14 protein-coding genes are annotated in these 15369 nt (G+C 61.5%); 8 read left to right on the forward strand and 6 right to left on the reverse strand.

Features of this window, described 5'->3' with window-relative positions:
* Positions 1 to 16 precede the first annotated feature (16 nt).
* From BLV09_RS32065 to BLV09_RS32080, 4 genes are all read left to right on the forward strand, one after another.
* Complete coding sequence (locus tag BLV09_RS32065; RefSeq protein ID WP_146690253.1) at positions 17 to 865, forward strand: GntR family transcriptional regulator; 849 nt, start codon at positions 17 to 19, stop codon at positions 863 to 865.
* A 313-nt stretch (positions 866 to 1178) separates the two neighbouring features.
* Positions 1179 to 2438, forward strand: coding sequence for a Zn-dependent hydrolase (locus BLV09_RS32070; protein WP_146690254.1), 1260 nt, complete (start codon positions 1179 to 1181; stop codon positions 2436 to 2438).
* Between the two features lie 75 nt (positions 2439 to 2513).
* Positions 2514 to 3515 (forward strand): ornithine cyclodeaminase family protein, encoded by a 1002-nt coding sequence (locus BLV09_RS32075; protein WP_146690255.1) that lies wholly within the window; start codon positions 2514 to 2516, stop codon positions 3513 to 3515.
* Positions 3516 to 3543: 28 nt separating this feature from the next.
* Positions 3544 to 4356, forward strand: coding sequence for a phosphate/phosphite/phosphonate ABC transporter substrate-binding protein (locus tag BLV09_RS32080; protein WP_146690256.1), 813 nt, complete (start codon positions 3544 to 3546; stop codon positions 4354 to 4356).
* Here BLV09_RS32080 and BLV09_RS32085 read toward each other — a convergent pair.
* From BLV09_RS32085 to hutI, 3 genes are read right to left on the reverse strand one after another with little or no spacing between them, the layout of a single operon-like run.
* Complete coding sequence (locus BLV09_RS32085) at positions 4353 to 4937, reverse strand: HutD/Ves family protein (RefSeq protein WP_146690257.1); 585 nt, start codon at positions 4935 to 4937, stop codon at positions 4353 to 4355. The genes BLV09_RS32080 and BLV09_RS32085 overlap by 4 nt on opposite strands.
* A gap of 12 nt (positions 4938 to 4949) precedes the next feature.
* A complete protein-coding gene (gene hutU, locus BLV09_RS32090) occupies positions 4950 to 6617 on the reverse strand; it encodes a urocanate hydratase (RefSeq protein WP_146690258.1) in 1668 nt (555 codons plus the stop codon).
* A gap of 24 nt (positions 6618 to 6641) precedes the next feature.
* Positions 6642 to 7862: an imidazolonepropionase gene (gene hutI / locus BLV09_RS32095; protein ID WP_146690259.1), complete on the reverse strand. Its 1221-nt coding sequence runs from the start codon at positions 7860 to 7862 to the stop codon at positions 6642 to 6644.
* Positions 7863 to 7977: 115 nt separating this feature from the next.
* On the opposite strand from hutI, the gene BLV09_RS32100 reads away from it, so the two are divergent.
* A complete protein-coding gene (locus BLV09_RS32100) occupies positions 7978 to 9339 on the forward strand; it encodes a formimidoylglutamate deiminase (RefSeq protein WP_146690260.1) in 1362 nt (453 codons plus the stop codon).
* On the forward strand, positions 9336 to 10076 hold the full coding sequence (gene hutC, locus BLV09_RS32105; RefSeq protein WP_146690261.1) for a histidine utilization repressor: 741 nt from the start codon (positions 9336 to 9338) through the stop codon (positions 10074 to 10076). Before BLV09_RS32100 ends, hutC begins: the two co-directional genes overlap by 4 nt.
* Positions 10077 to 10105: 29 nt before the next feature.
* Here the strand turns inward: hutC and BLV09_RS32110 are convergent, their stop codons facing one another.
* From BLV09_RS32110 to BLV09_RS32120, 3 genes are read right to left on the reverse strand one after another with little or no spacing between them, the layout of a single operon-like run.
* A complete protein-coding gene (locus tag BLV09_RS32110; protein WP_167558954.1) occupies positions 10106 to 11116 on the reverse strand; it encodes an ABC transporter substrate-binding protein in 1011 nt (336 codons plus the stop codon).
* 57 nt (positions 11117 to 11173) lie between these two features.
* Positions 11174 to 12022 (reverse strand): ABC transporter permease, encoded by an 849-nt coding sequence (locus tag BLV09_RS32115; RefSeq protein WP_167558955.1) that lies wholly within the window; start codon positions 12020 to 12022, stop codon positions 11174 to 11176.
* Between the two features lie 16 nt (positions 12023 to 12038).
* Positions 12039 to 13148, reverse strand: a complete 1110-nt coding sequence (locus BLV09_RS32120) for an ABC transporter ATP-binding protein (protein ID WP_146690264.1) — start codon at positions 13146 to 13148, stop codon at positions 12039 to 12041.
* Between the two features lie 150 nt (positions 13149 to 13298).
* On the opposite strand from BLV09_RS32120, the gene BLV09_RS32125 reads away from it, so the two are divergent.
* Both BLV09_RS32125 and BLV09_RS32130 read left to right on the forward strand, forming a co-directional pair.
* Complete coding sequence (locus BLV09_RS32125; protein ID WP_146690265.1) at positions 13299 to 14324, forward strand: histone deacetylase family protein; 1026 nt, start codon at positions 13299 to 13301, stop codon at positions 14322 to 14324.
* 260 nt (positions 14325 to 14584) lie between these two features.
* Complete coding sequence (locus BLV09_RS32130; protein WP_100386222.1) at positions 14585 to 15304, forward strand: aspartate/glutamate racemase family protein; 720 nt, start codon at positions 14585 to 14587, stop codon at positions 15302 to 15304.
* Positions 15305 to 15369 lie beyond the last annotated feature (65 nt).

Consider the following 15369-nt stretch of genomic DNA (forward strand, 5'->3'; position numbering starts at 1 on the left):
TGGCAAGAGGACACGCATGAAGCGTTCAAAGGGCGTCAAACCGTTGGCTGGCGCACGAAACAGGCCGGGCGCTGCGCGCAACTCGGGCAATCGGGGCTCGCGCAGGACCGCGGAGGAGCCTCGGGAGGCATCTCAAACGGACGCAGCGGTCGACCTTATCCGGTCCAAAATCATCGATATGAGCCTGCAGCCAGGAAGCAGGCTCGACGAACCGCTGCTGCGAAATCATTTCAAGTTGGGACGGACTCCCGCGCGCGAGGCCATCAATCGGCTTGTCGCCGAAGGCCTCGTCAATATTTCTCCAAATCGGGGCGGCATGTTTGTGCGCGGCCTGGATTTTGTTGAAATCGGCGAGGTCATCATGGCCTACCAGTTGGTCGAAACCGTGCTCGCCCAGCTTTGCAGCTTCGACGACGACAGCCTCGTTGCGGACCTCGAGGAAATCCAGGCACGCTACACGCGTGAGGTTCGGGGAAAATCCTTCCTGGGGATCACCTCGGTGAACGAAGAGTTTCATTTACGGATGCACCGCTCGATCGGCAATGCGCTGTTTTACGAGTTCGCTCTTTCGACCCATCGTCACCTCCGGCGCCTGCTGGTGCTGATCTATAAGATCGAGAACCGGGAGCGGAACGTCCTGGAGGCGCAGATGGAGATCAATCTCGATGAGCATGTGCGGATTATCGATGCGATCAGCCGCCGCGACCGCACCGGCTTGAGCCAGCTCCTGCCGGCCCACGCCCAACAAGCCCAGACGCGGCTTGCCCGGATCCTGAGCGAAGAGCGCGTTCCGCCGCTCACCGTGGATCGACTGCTGAATGATTTTTTCGCCACCAGGCGCGGCCGGTGGGCCGATCGAGACTAGCGAGTTACGGGCGATGGGTTCGAGTATCGGCGCGCCATATTGAGCGCGTGCCTGGAGCAGCAATTTGAGATCGTGGCACGTCCTCACGATCAGTCCTCTCGCCTTAACGCCCGTCATTTTCGAGGGTCTTCTGTTTCCGCGGCTCAAATGGCGGGCACACCCGATTTCCGGTTCTGATCAAAAGTTGACCGCATTAGCGCAAAGCCGACATTGGTAGAAGTGAAACTACCTTGCCGCTTCCTTCGGCAAGGTATTTATGGACCCTCACTTTGCAGCCCCGAGGGCGTACTTCCTCTCATTAAACCGGGATCAAATGGCAAAGACCAATCTACCCCTCGATGCAGACCGACTCTGGGCTGATGTGATGGCGCTTGCGGACATCACCGATCCCGCCCGGCCTTATACACGGCGTTCGTTCACGGCATTGTTTCTCGAGGGCCGTGCCTGGCTCGCGCGACGCTTCGCCGAGGCCGGGCTCGCCACGCGGATCGATACGGCCGGCAACCTGATCGGGCGGATCGAAGGCAGCGATCCCGCGCTTGGCGTGATCGCGATCGGATCGCACAGTGATACCGTGCCGGCCGGAGGACGGTTCGACGGCATAGCCGGTGTTGCCACCGGGCTTGAGATCGTACGGTCGTTGCGCGAGGCGGGCGTCCAGTTCCGGCACACCATCGAGATCATCGACTTTCTCGCCGAGGAGCCAAGCGAATACGGACTGTCATGCATCGGTAGCCGCGGCATGACCGGCTCGCTTGACGAAAAGATGCTCGATCTCGCCGAGCCCGGCGGCGAAAAGCTGCGTGACGCGCTGCGGCGGGTCGGTGGCGATCCTGATCGGCTCGATCAGGCAATACGCGGAGACATCCGCGCTTTTCTGGAATTGCATATCGAGCAGGGCGTCGTGCTGGAATCGCAGTCGCTCGACGTCGGCATTGTCACGTCGATCGTCGGCATCCGCCGGATCGAGATTGTATTTCAGGGCGAGGCTGATCATGCCGGCACCACGCCGATGGCGCTGCGTCATGATGCGCTTGTAGCTGCCGCCAACACTGTTGCGTCGGTGCGCCGGGCAGCCGAACAACTGGCCGCCGAGGGGCCGGATTACTTCGTTGCAACAGTCGGCGTTCTGACGGTCGATCCTTCGGCATCCAACATCGTGCCCGGGCGGTGCCGGATCATTGTCGACGCGCGCACCACTAATCCGGCGCTGACGTCGCGATTCGTTGATATCATCGATCGGGAAAGCACGGCGCACGCGGCGGCGGCTCGGGTCACGCGCGCGTCCTTTGCGACCTTGTCCGATGGCTCGCCTGTCGCCTGCGATGCCCATTTGCGTTCGGCATTGAGCCAAGGTGCGCGCGGTCTCGCGCTCAGCGAGACCGATTTGCCGAGCGGCGCGGGTCATGATGCGGCATTCATGAGCCGCATCTCGCGATCTGCCATGGTCTTCGTTCCGTGCCGAGCCGGCAAAAGCCACGCGCCGGAGGAATGGGCAGACCGCGAAGCGATCACGGCGGGAGCGGCGGTGATCTATCAGGCAGTGAGGGACCTCGACCAGTCTATGATCTGAAAATCCACGCCCCCTGTTGACTTTCCGCGCTCCCCCAATAATGTATAGACATATTCAAGTCGAGGGAGTGCGTACGTGCCGCCGATCTACATCGCCTATCTCAACCGCCTCGACATCGACGAACTCAAGATCACCGACGACGAGATTTTGTCGGCCATTGAAGCGAGCCTTGCCAGCCAAGGCAGGGGCGAAACGGTGATCGAGCCCCGTGTTCATCTCGAGCCCGGTGTCGCCAACGGGCACTTCAACGTCCTGCGCGGCGCCATCAAGGCGCCGATCGATTCAGCCGGGGTCAAAATCGTCGGTGACTTCGTCGACAACTACAAGCTCGGTTTTCCGTCCGAGCTTGCCATCCTGGCGCTGTTCGATCCGCGCACCGGCGCGCCGAAAGCGATCCTCGATGCCAGCGGCATCACCGACATGCGGACTGGCGCGGTGACCGCGATCGGTGCCAAGCACCTTGCGCGCAAGAATTCAAAGATCCTCGGCCATATCGGCGCGCGGGGAACGGCATACTGGAATGTACGCCTGCTCAATCATCTGTTCGACTTTGATGAGATCCGCGTGCACTCGCGTCGCGAGGAAAGCCGTAACAGTTTTGCGGAACGCCTGAGCCGGGATCTCGGCAAGAAGGTCATCGCAACCGAGGACTGGCAGAGCTGCGTCGAGGGCGCGGATATCGTGGTCGAGGCGTCCCGGCTCGACAAGCCGACGCCGCTGTTGAAAACCGATTGGATCAAGAAGGGAGCCTTCGTGGTCCCCTACGGAACGATGAGCGCGATCGAACTGTCGCTGACCGATATCATGTCAAAGCTGGTGGTCGACGATTGGGGGCAGTGCAAGGGCGGCAAGTTCGGCAGCCTGCGCGCCCATGTCGAGGCTGGAAAATTGTCCGAAGCAACCCTGCATGCGGAACTCGGACAGATCGTCGCAGGCCTTAAGCCCGGACGGCAAAGTGACACCGAGACCAATTTGTTCTGGCATCGCGGACTTTCGCTGTCCGATATTGCTCTCGGCCATGCGATGCTGGAAAAATCCGAGCGATTGGGAATAGGCCAGCGCCTTCGCTTTGCCTGATCAAACGGCGGCCGCGAGAGTTCGACCTATGCCGTATGTCGCGAATGCACGAATGTATTCGGTCAATCCGGCGGCGGCCTTGGCCTGGAAAGAGTTCTTTGGATGGCTTGCGCGGGAATCCGGCGTCGATCTGCGTGTGATCGATCATGCCATGCCGTTGCCTCTGGCTGAGCTGTGGTCGCGCACTGATCTAGCCTGCGCCTTCATGTGCGGATTTCCCTACGCGCTCGCGGCAGATCCACCACGACCGATAGCTGCACCCGTTCCTGTCGGTGCGCCGATCCCGGGGCGGCCGGTGTACGCCACCCGTCTCGTTGTGCTGGCTAACTCGAAATTCGCGTCGATCGAAGATACGTTTGGCAATCGTCTCGGATACACGATCGAGGATTCCCATTCCGGCTACAACGCGCTGCGGCACCATCTGCTGCCATTTTATCAGCAGCGTGGCAGGAAGCTTTATCGCGAAAGCATTGGCCCGCTGTTTACGCCGCGGCGGGTAATTGAAGCGTTGCTCGCCGGCGAGATCGACGTCGGTCCGCTTGACTCTTATGCGCTGGATTTGATGCTGCGTCACCAGCCAGAGCTTGCGTCGCAGATCAGGATTGTCGCGACCACCGATCCCGCGCCAGTTCCGTTTCTGGTTGCGGCATCGGAGTGTCCCCCTGACATCGTATCGGCACTCCAGACCACGCTGGCGACGTTCGGTGGTGCTGCGGCTTGCGCCGGCCTGAGGGACCAGCTTTGTCTCGAGGCCTTTGCTCCGGTCGTCAAAGACGACTATCGTCTGATGACGCGCTGGGACGCAGAAGCGCGCGCCGCCGGATATGGCGAGCCCGGTTAATCGCGGTGCTGACGCAGTAATACAAGATAGCAGTCGCTTCCGACAGCTGGCGTTATGCAGAAGGAAACTTCGCGCGCGCACACTAAAATGGCCGCATCGCCGTGACCGAGCGTCGCGACCTCGTATTGCGAAGTGACGGTGGTGTTTCCATTGAGCGACAGGACGACGGCGGTGTCGTTATCATCGTAATCGCATGAGAGAGCCTCGCGAACGCGCCGCAATCGATGACTGAAGCGCCCACGCCGCGCCATCACATTGAGGTCGGTGATCTCGCCTCCGATGAGCCGCGCCGATGTCGGGATGTCGCCGGCAAAGTTGATCGGTTCGGATTCGCCTTCAATCGTTACCGGAGCATCGTTTCCGATCGTCAGTACCAATCCACGTCCGCTGACGATGGCAAGGGTGCGGTCGATCCCGGGAAATTCGGAGAACGGCCCATCAGACGCGACCTGGGCCATGCTGACGCGCCAGTCGAATGTATCCAGCGATGTGCCTGATGGTTCCGCGGCGATCTCCGTCGTCGAGCCGCCGCCATTCTTCCACGGCGTTGTCAGGCAATGACTGGCGCGAATGATCTTCAATACCGGCCTGCCTCAGCTCAGGCTCGGCAGATCAAGCCTGTTCGCACGGGCGCAATCGATGGCGAGGTCATATCCGGCATCGGCATGACGCATGACGCCGGTCGCGGGATCGTTCCACAACACGCGAGCGATCCGATTTGCCGCCTCAGGCGTGCCGTCGCAAACGATCACCATGCCGGCATGCTGCGAGAAGCCCATGCCGACGCCACCGCCGTGATGCAGTGACACCCAGGTGGCGCCGCTGGCGCAATTGAGCAACGCGTTCAGCAGCGGCCAGTCAGACACGGCGTCGGAACCGTCCTTCATCGATTCGGTTTCGCGGTTAGGTGAGGCGACCGATCCGGAATCCAGGTGGTCGCGGCCGATCACAACAGGCGCTTTCAATTCTCCACGCGCCACCATTTCGTTGAAGGCAAGACCAAGCCGATGGCGGTCGCCGAGACCGACCCAGCAGATACGCGCCGGCAAGCCCTGGAACGCGATGCGTTCGCGCGCCATGTCGAGCCAGTGATGCAGCGCCGCGTTGTCCGGCAGTAATTCCTTGACCTTCGCATCGGTCCGATAAATGTCTTCGGGATCGCCTGACAACGCCGCCCATCGAAACGGGCCGACGCCACGGCAGAACAGCGGCCGGATATAGGCCGGAACGAAGCCCGGGAAATCGAACGCGTCCGTGACGCCTTCTTCAAGCGCCATCTGACGAATGTTATTGCCATAGTCGACGACGGGAATGCCCATGCGATGAAAATCCAGCATGGCGCGAACGTGTTCGGCCATCGATTTCCGCGCGGCACGGGCCACGCTCTTCGGATCGGTCTCGCGCCGGGCTTCCCACTCGCTGGTGGTCCAGCCCTTCGGCAGATAGCCGTTGACGGGGTCGTGTGCCGAGGTCTGGTCAGTGACCGCGTCTGGCCGCACGCCGCGGCGGACCAACTCTGGAAAAATCTCGGCGGCATTGCCGAGCAGGCCCACCGACACCGGCTTTCGGTCCCGGTTCGCCTGTTCGATGATCGCCAGCGCTTCGTCGAGGTTACCGGCCTGGCGGTCCAGATAGCGGGTGCGCAGCCGCATCTCGATCCGTGACGGCTGGCACTCGACCGCGAGGCAGGATGCACCGGCCATGACGGCCGCGAGCGGTTGCGCGCCGCCCATGCCGCCAAGGCCGGCGGTCAGAATCCACCTGCCCGAGAGGTCGCCGCCAAAGTGCTGCCGGCCCATCTCGACGAAGGTCTCGTAGGTGCCCTGAACGATGCCCTGGCTGCCGATATAAATCCAGGAGCCGGCCGTCATCTGGCCGTACATCATCAGGCCCTTGCGATCGAGCACGCTGAAGTGCTCCCAATTTGCCCAATGTGGCACCAGGTTCGAGTTGGCGATCAGCACGCGTGGCGCGTCGGCATGGGTTCTAAATACGCCGACCGGCTTGCCCGATTGCACCAGCAGTGTTTCGTCCTGCTCGAGGCGCTTCAGCGTCGTGACGATCCGATCGAAACTTTCCCAGTCCCGCGCGGCGCGACCGATGCCGCCATATACGACGAGCTCACTCGGCTTCTCCGCGACGTCCGGATCGAGATTGTTCATCAGCATCCGCATCGGCGCTTCGGTCAGCCACGATTTGGCGGAAAGCGCGCTGCCGCGTGCGGCGCGGATGACGCGGGCATTGTCGATGCGGGTCATAATCCGATTTCCTTTAAGCTCGGAATGTCAAGCAAGCAAGGTGCCGTGCCACACCCGGGCATGGAGCGGATTGAAGCCCATCCGGTAGACCAGTTCGGCCGGCTGCTCGATATTCCAGATGGCGAGATCGCAATATTTTCCAGGTTCAAGGCTGCCGGTTTCCGCTGATAGCCCGAGCGCGCGCGCAGCCTCTCGCGTCACGGCGGCGATGCATTCGTCGACTGTCAGTCGAAACAGTGTTGCACCCATGTTCATTGCCAGCAGCAGCGACGTCAGCGGCGAACTGCCGGGGTTGCTGTCAGTGGCGAGCGCGATCGACACGCCGTGCCGGCGCATCGCATCGATCGGCGGCAACTGTTTTTCGCGAATGAAATAAAACGCGCCGGGCAGGACCACGGCAACGGTGCCGGCCCTTGCCATCGCCGCCATGCCGTCATCATCGGCATATTCGAGATGATCGGCTGAAAGCGCGCCAAAGCGCGCGGCGAGCGCGGCGCCGTGAAGGTTCGACAATTGATCGGCATGAAGACGAACGGGGAGACCCAAGGCTTGCGCTTTTGCAAACAGCCGGGCGGTCTCATCCACCGAGAAAGCGATGCCTTCACAGAAAGCGTCGACCGCATCGGCGAGCCCTTCGGCGGCGATCTGCGGCAGCATCGTGTTGCAGATCAAGTCGATATAATCGCTGCTGCGGCCGTTCATCTCCGGCGGCACGGTGTGGGCGCCGAGAAAACTGGTGCTAATCGACACCGGGCGCTCGCTGCCGAGTTGCCGAGCGGCCTGCAACTGACGGCGTTCGGTCGCGAGTTCGAGCCCATAGCCGGATTTGATTTCGATCGTCGTAACGCCTTCGGCAATCAGTGCGTCAAGCCGGGGGAGAGCGGCGGAGACCAGTTCTTCGGTGGTTGCCTGCCGGGTAGCTTTTACCGTCGAGACGATTCCGCCGCCGGCCCGCGCGATCTCTTCATAGCTCGCGCCGGCGAGGCGTTGTTCGAATTCCCGGGCGCGGTTGCCGCCATAGACCAGATGGGTATGACAGTCGATCAGCCCCGGAGTGATCCAGCGGCCGTCGCAATCGGTTATTTGCTTGGCGTCGAGCGACGAGGGCGCATCCGAGGCGGGGCCCGCATAGACGATGCGGCCTGCTGCGGCGGCGATCACGCCATCATCGACCAGACCGAGGCCTTGGCGAGACGGCGAAAGCGTCGCAAGACGGCATCCATGCCAGATATGATCGACTGATGTCATGAACCCCGCAGACCCGTTGCAGACGTTTGCGCGCTTGGCATTGCGTCTATTTGTCTATACATATTACAAGGCGCCGTTTGGCCTGTCCAGAGTTTCGCGGGCTCGGAGATAAAGAGTGACGGGATTGTTTTTTGACCAAGCTCTGCTGCCTCAGGGCTGGACGCACGCCGTCAGGATTGTCGTCGACGGCGGGCGTATCGTCAGTATCGGAAGCGGTCGTCCGGCGGAGCCCGGCGATGAGCGCCACCGGATCGGGCTTCCTGGCATATGCAATTTGCACAGCCACGCCTTTCAGCGCGGCATGGCCGGTCTTGCCGAGCTCAGAGAGGCTTCTGCCGACAGCTTCTGGACCTGGCGGGACGTGATGTATCGTTTCGTCGGCCGCATGACGGCCGACGATATCGAGGTCGTCGCCGCGCAGGCCTATGTCGAAATGCTGGAAGCGGGATTTACCCGGGTCGGGGAGTTTCACTACATTCACCATGATGTCTCCGGCGAACCTTACGACAATCCGGGTGAACTGGCCGAGCGGGTTGCCGCAGCCGCGGAAGTTTCGGGCATCGGCCTCACGCTGCTGCCGGTATTTTATGCGCATGCGGGATTTGGCGGTCGCAGCCCTGATCCCGGTCAGCGTCGTTTCGTCAATAATGTCGACGGATTTTTGCGATTGATAGATGCCAGCCGCCGCGCGGTAGCCGGACAGGACGGCGCGGTGGTCGGTCTCGCTCCTCACTCGCTTCGAGCCGTCACACCTGACGAACTCAAGGAAGTGGTGGCGCTCGCCATGGATGGTCCGATTCACATCCACGTCGCCGAGCAAACCGGGGAAGTCGAGGATTGCATAGCCTGGAGCGGACAACGGCCGCTGCAATGGCTGTTCGACCATGCGCCGGTCGATCGCCGCTGGTGTCTCATTCATGCGACGCACGCGACGCCGGCTGAAATCCACGCGGTCGCCGACTGTGGTGCGGTGGCAGGGCTATGCCCTGTGACCGAGGCCAATCTTGGTGACGGGACCTTCAGCGCGCAGGAATTCATCGGGCGCAGCGGGATATTTGGGGTTGGCACGGATTCCAACGTGCTGATCGGTCTGACAGACGAATTGCGGCAACTCGAATATTCGCAACGGCTGGCGCTGAAGGCACGAAACGTGATGGCGTCCGGCGACACCATATCGACCGGGCGCGCCCTGTTCGACAGCGCGCTGTGCGGCGGGTCGCAGGCGCTCGGCGTCACCAAAGCCGGGCTGACCGAAGGAGCCTTCGCCGACATCGTCAGCCTTGATGCGGAGAGCGTGGCGCTGGCCGGTCGCGCCGGCGACGCGATCCTCGACAGTTGGATCTTCGGTACCGGTCGGTCGCTGGTGGATTGCGTCTGGGCACGCGGCCGCAAGGTCGTTAAAGACGGCCGGCACCTTGGCCGGGAGACGGTCGCACCGCGCTTCCGCCGGGTGATCGAGGGGTTGCTTTCTGCATGACTGTGAAACCGAAAGCCGTCGCCGAAGGCACGACCAAAACGCTGTACCAGCGGATCCGCGGCGATCTCGAGGCTAAGATCACCTCCGGTGACTGGCCGCCGGGGCATCGCGTGCCGTTCGAGCACGAACTGATGGAAACCTACTCATGCTCCCGCATGACCGTGAACAAGGTGATTTCGGCGCTTGCCGAAGCGGGTTTGGTGGTGCGCCGTCGCAGGGCCGGCAGCTTCGTCTCACGGCCGCGGGTGCAATCCGCGATTCTTCAGATTCCCGATCTCAAAGGCGAAGTCGAAAAGCGCGGCGAACGCTATCAGTACCGGCTGATTGATCTTCGCAAGCGCGTGGCCCTGGCCCACGACAAAACCCGTCTTGCGGTCGGCGCGCGCGCGCAGGTGCTGGCGATACGTTGTCTGCATGAGGCGGAAGGCCAACCGTTTGCGATCGAAGATCGGCTGATCAATCTGCAGGCGGTGCCGGACGCGCTGCGCGAAGACTTTTCAACGACACCGCCGAATACCTGGCTGGTCGGTCACGTACCCTGGACCGAGGCCGAGCATCGCATCACGGCCTGCAACGCCGACAAGGATCTGGCCAAGGATCTAAAGATCGACGAGGGCGCGGCATGCCTGGTGATCGAGCGACGAACGTGGCGTAACGGCGAGCCGATCACCGCGGTGCGGATTACCCATCCCGGACACCTCTATGATTTGGTCGCGCGGTTCACGCCAACCGGCTGAAGTCTCTCTTGTTGCTTCGTTCGATCGTTTTATTTTTGCGCCGCGCGCTCGACGAAGCTGTTGGTCCACAAATCGTTCTGTGACGCGGCCGCGTCGAATTCTTTGCCAAAATTGGTGCCGACCTCCTTGGAAAACACCAATTGATTCTGGAAGGCCTGCACGTCCAGCTTGCCACCGCCGGCGACGCCGCTGTTGAGCGATTTGACTGCGGCGTCGATGGCCCCCGGATCGGCTTTGACGAAGAACTGCTTCTGAATGGCTTGCGCGGTCGGCTCGGGGTTCTTCAGCAGGGCCGTGCTGGCCGCTTGCATGGCCTGCGCGGTCTTGACGATCAACGCCGATGCCTTGTCGTTGATCGGCTTCTTGGCAACCAGCACCAGGTAGGGCTGATTGGCGAGCAGCGGAAAGTCATCGCCGAGCGAAATCAGGATCGTGCCGGCGCCCGATTTGGTTGCGAGGTAGCCTTCAGGCGGCGACAGCACGAAGGCATCGATGCGCTTGTTTTCCAGCGCTGCCTGCAGCGCGAGGGGACTGCCGACCTGTGCGATGCTGATATCGCTCTTCGGGTCGAGGCCGCCTTTCGCCACCAGCCATCGCGCCGCGGTTTCCTGGGTGCCGCCGACCGCAGCGACGCCGATGGTCGCGCCTTTCAGGGCGGCAATGCGCTTTTGCAGTGGATCACCGGGTTTCACGCCAGTCTTTTCCAGGAACGATGGCGCAACAACGACCTCGAGCGTCACCTTCGACATCAGATTGTAGACGATTTCGAATGGCTGGCCTTTCGCCGCGGCGCGCAGCACCGATTCCGTTCCGACCGCGGCAAGATCGACGTCGCCGGCATCCAAGGCCGCGAGTGCGGCCGGATCGCCACCAGGCGAAACCACCACCGTTCCGGTCAATCCCTGAGGAGCGAAGCTATTCAGTGCACGAGCTCCCCACAGGGGAAGGAAACTCAAAGAGGCGAACCCTTGTGCGATGCGTACGGTTTCTTCAGCGGATGCCAGGGTCGGAAGCAACAGTAACGCTGCTGCAATAGTCATCGCTCGGGTCAGGCCGGTTATCGAAGACATATTTGCTCCTGTTGCAGCAGTCCGAATTCAGATATCGCTTGGTGCGCGCGCGGTTGGCGTTTTCCAACGGAGAAAGCGCCGCTCCAGCCGTCCCGTCAGAGTATTGGCCACGACGACAAAGGCGAGCAGGATGACGATGCCGGCGAACACGCCAGCCGGATCATAGGTCGACGATGCCTCGTGGATGAACAGACCGAGGCCTTGGGTGGACGACGTGAATTCGCCGACGATCACGCCGATGACGCTATAAGGCACGGCCATTCGCATGCCGAGGATGACATAGGGCGCCGCTGCTGGAAAATAAACGTGATAGGTGAGCTGGCGCTGGTTTGCGCCCATCACCAGCGTCAGGTTGACCAGTTCGCGATCGACGGCGCGGACGCCGGTATAGACATTGTAGAACACGAGAAAGAAAACCATGATCGAGGCGAGCGCTACCTTCGACCAGATGCCGATACCGAACCAGATGATGAACAATGGCGCGAGCGCGATCTTGGGCACGCCGTAGAATGCCATGACATAGGGTTCGAAGATGCTGGCGAGCCGCGGCGAGCGGCCGAGCGCATAGCCGCCCAGAATTCCGCCGGCAACACCGATGACGTAGCCGAGCACAAGCTCCTGGCCGGTCGTCCACAGATGCGGATAGATTTCTCCGGAACTGAAAAGTTCGTACAGCCGCTCGGCTACGGCCGTGGGCTTGCTGACATAGATTTCCTTGATCAGCCGGCCCGCGGCCCATTGCCAGAATATCAAAATCGCGATGCCCGGCAGCAGAAGCGTCAGGAAATGCGTGGCTTTACCTCGGAACGAGCGCCTTCTGGCTGCCGGGAGTTCAGCCGTGGCCGATGGGCTGGCTGTGGCGGAGATGTCGTTCATCGTCCTGCCTTCTGTCTCAATGCGACCGTTGCCGAATATCGATTTGCGACCGGAACACCGACCACACCTGCTCATAGGCCGCTTCGAAGCCTGGATTGCGAAACGGTTCGAACACATCGCGCGGCCGCGGCAAATCGATTTCGATGTTGGCCAGCAACCGTGAAGGACGCTGACTCATGATCACGACGCTGTCCGCGAGCAGTACGGCCTCGGTAATGTCGTGGGTGATAAAGAGGACGGTCGCGCCGGCCTCGCTCGAAAGCATTTGCAGGTCATCCTGCATTACCATTCTTGTTTGCGCGTCGAGCGCACCAAATGGTTCGTCCATCAGGATGACATCCGGCCGATACACAAGCGTCCGTGCGATCGAGCCGCGTTTCTGCATGCCGCCGGACAATTGACCGGGAAAATAATGTTCAAAGCCGCCAAGGCCGACGGCCTCGATCGCCGAGGCGACGCGCTTCTTGCGTTCGGCGGTGGCGACGCCCCGCAGCAGCAGTGGCAACTCGACGTTTTCCGCGAGCGTCTTCCACGGAAACAGTTGGGCCTGCTGCGGCACGAAGCCGACCTCGCGATTGACATCGCTGATCACGCGGCCGCGGTGGCGCACGCCGCCGCGCGTCGGCATTAAAAGGCCGGCCGCCATTTGCAACAGCGTGCTCTTGCCGCATCCGCTCGGTCCAATCACGGCGACGAATTTACCGCTTCCGACTTCGAAGCTAATTCCTTCGATTACCCGGATCTTCGACTGCGATCCCGGCGCCGGGAAATCCTGGCGGATGGCATCGAACGAGAGGACAGCTTCAGTCATGACGGCAAGGCTCGCGTGATCATGTCTAGACATAATAACATGTATATACATAATGGAAAGGGCAGCCCTGCGGCAAGGGCAGATGATAGGCATAGTTGTGCGATTGTGAGGCAAAAGTCGCCCCTGACAACGCAGTTCTCCAGCCAGTAAGGAGGTCACGAGCGTCGTTGACTTGCTGTCGCGCGGATCCTGCAAACCTGAAGAGCGGACGGCGCGGCTATGCTTGGCCCTTGAAATTGCTGTACCCGTAGATGGGGAGAGACTAAGCGACACCGTCGAAACGTAAACCGCGCTGGCTCGTCCTTGGCGCCACATGTGCGCTCAGCCTGGATCATTGACTGCTGCCTCGAGAGGAAGACATCTGCTGAATTTTTTTGCGTGTATCGGACCGGTCCTCCCGGCATGATTGCCCGACCCCGGCCAGCACCGAGGATTTTTGCTTTTTTCGAAGATAGGAGCACTTGAGTGAAGGCCGTCTATACCGAACTGCACCGAAGCCATGATCCGCAATTCTTCCTGGTTCGCGGTGTCGTCAAGCGCACGACCGAGCAGCCTGAACGCGCGGATCGGCTGCTGGCGGGACTCAAGGCCGGCAGGCATCAGTTGGTTGAGCCGACTGTGTTCGGGCAAGGGCCGCGAGCAAGGATCCACAGCCCCGAATATCTCAGCTTCCTCGCCGAAGCGTGGGACGCCTGGTCCGCGCTCAGCGATGCAGGTTCGGAGATGATCGCCAACATGCATCCCGTTCGCAATGCCGGGACTTACCCTACGCACATCGTGGGCCGTCTCGGCTGGCATACCGTCGATACGGCCTGTCCGATCGGGCCCGGCACCTGGGCCGCAGCCTGCGCCGCGACGGATGTGGCGACGACGGCAGCTCAGCTAATCCTGGACGGCGAGGACGCGGCCTACGCGCTCTGTCGTCCTCCGGGCCATCACGCCTATCATGACCTCGCCGGCGGCTTCTGCTTCCTCAACAACAGCGCGATTGCGGCGGCCCATCTGCGGCTTAGGCATGAGCGTGTAGCGATCCTCGACGTCGACGTTCATCACGGTAACGGCACGCAGGGCATCTTCTATCAACGGGGCGATGTCCTGACGGTCTCGATCCATGCCGATCCGACCTTTTTCTATCCGTTCGTCTGGGGATATGCCCATGAACGCGGTGCCGGCGCGGGTCTTGGCGCCAATCTCAATATTCCGCTGCCGATCGGCACCGGCGATGAGGGATACCTGCAGGCGCTCGGCGTGGCGCGAAAAATGATCGAGGCTTTCGCGCCGGGCGCTCTGGTGGTTGCGCTTGGCCTCGATGCGTCGGAGCACGATCCGCTCGCGGGTCTCGCAGTGACCACGAACGGATTCCAGCGCATCGGCAAGGCGATCGCGGGCTTGGGGCTGCCGACCGTGTTCGTGCAGGAGGGCGGATATTTGTCGGATATTCTTGGGGCCAATCTGACAGCGGTTCTCGCGGGGTTCGAAGAAGCGCGCTGACGCCAGCGGCGTCGCTGCTTCGAAAAGCCGGTACGTCGTGCCCCGGAGATGCATACGCGAGGATGGCGGGCGGCGCCCGGCAGCATGGGCAGGATGCGTTCTGGCGCCGCCTTGAAATTCTATTCCAGACATCGGCCCAACTATGAAGTTTATTCCCGGACAGATCGTCTATTGTGCCGACGCAACGCAACCGGATTGCGCGGCCGCGCTGCTACTATCCCGCTCAGCACGGAGATGTGGTGTAGAGCGGGCAGCGAGAAATGCAGACGATTGGCTTGATTGGCGGAATGAGTTGGGAAAGCACTGCTATTTATTACCGTCAGCTTAATGAGCAGGTCCGTGCCCGGTTGGGCGGGCTTCATTCTGCCGAGATATTGATGCGTTCGGTCGATTTCGACGCGATCGTCAGCCTGCAGAAGCAGGGGCGCTGGGACGACGCCTGCAATATTCTTGCAGATATCGCCCGCGCCCTGGAAGAGGCGGGGGCGGGCTGCCTGCTGATCTGCACCAACACCATGCACAAGCTGGCCGAGGAAGTGCAGCGCGCGGTATCGATCCCGCTCCTGCATATCGCCGACGTCACCGCAAGCGCCATCAAGGCCGACGGATGCAAGCGGCCGCTGTTGTTGGCGACGCGCTACACGATGGAGCAGGAATTCTACGTGCAGCGGCTGCGCGATCATTTCGGGCTGGATCCTGTCATTCCCGATGCCGATGACCGCACCATTGTTCACGACATCATCTTCGATGAATTGTGCCAGGGGATCGTCAACGCGCGTTCCCGCGAACTCTATCTCGACGTCATCGCCCGCGGGAAATCGCGCGGCGCTGACAGCGTGATCCTCGGTTGCACGGAAATCTGCTTACTGGTCGGCCCGCAGCATGTCGATCTGCCGGTATTCGACTCGACATTGCTGCACGTCGACGCGGCAATCGAATTCTCGATGGCAAAGCAGGCGCCGCATCCGAGGGCTGCGTGAAATGACGGTTCCAGGCCGCGAAGTGGCATTGATCTTGCTACGTATTTCCGAAGCCCCGCGCAGGT

Origin of the sequence: Bradyrhizobium canariense, from assembly GCF_900105125.1 — a bacterium.
Lineage (GTDB): Bacteria > Pseudomonadota > Alphaproteobacteria > Rhizobiales > Xanthobacteraceae > Bradyrhizobium > Bradyrhizobium canariense_A.

Coding starts and splice junctions, on each gene's coding strand:
- BLV09_RS32065 (WP_146690253.1), top strand. CDS start 17: ATGAAGCGTTCAAAGGGCGTCAAACCGTTGGCTGGCGCACGAAACAGG.
- BLV09_RS32070 (WP_146690254.1), top strand. CDS start 1,179: ATGGCAAAGACCAATCTACCCCTCGATGCAGACCGACTCTGGGCTGAT.
- BLV09_RS32080 (WP_146690256.1), top strand. CDS start 3,544: ATGCCGTATGTCGCGAATGCACGAATGTATTCGGTCAATCCGGCGGCG.
- hutI (WP_146690259.1), bottom strand. CDS start 7,862: ATGACATCAGTCGATCATATCTGGCATGGATGCCGTCTTGCGACGCTT.
- hutC (WP_146690261.1), top strand. CDS start 9,336: ATGACTGTGAAACCGAAAGCCGTCGCCGAAGGCACGACCAAAACGCTG.
- BLV09_RS32110 (WP_167558954.1), bottom strand. CDS start 11,116: ATGACTATTGCAGCAGCGTTACTGTTGCTTCCGACCCTGGCATCCGCT.
- BLV09_RS32115 (WP_167558955.1), bottom strand. CDS start 12,022: ATGAACGACATCTCCGCCACAGCCAGCCCATCGGCCACGGCTGAACTC.
- BLV09_RS32120 (WP_146690264.1), bottom strand. CDS start 13,148: ATGTGGCGCCAAGGACGAGCCAGCGCGGTTTACGTTTCGACGGTGTCG.
- BLV09_RS32130 (WP_100386222.1), top strand. CDS start 14,585: ATGCAGACGATTGGCTTGATTGGCGGAATGAGTTGGGAAAGCACTGCT.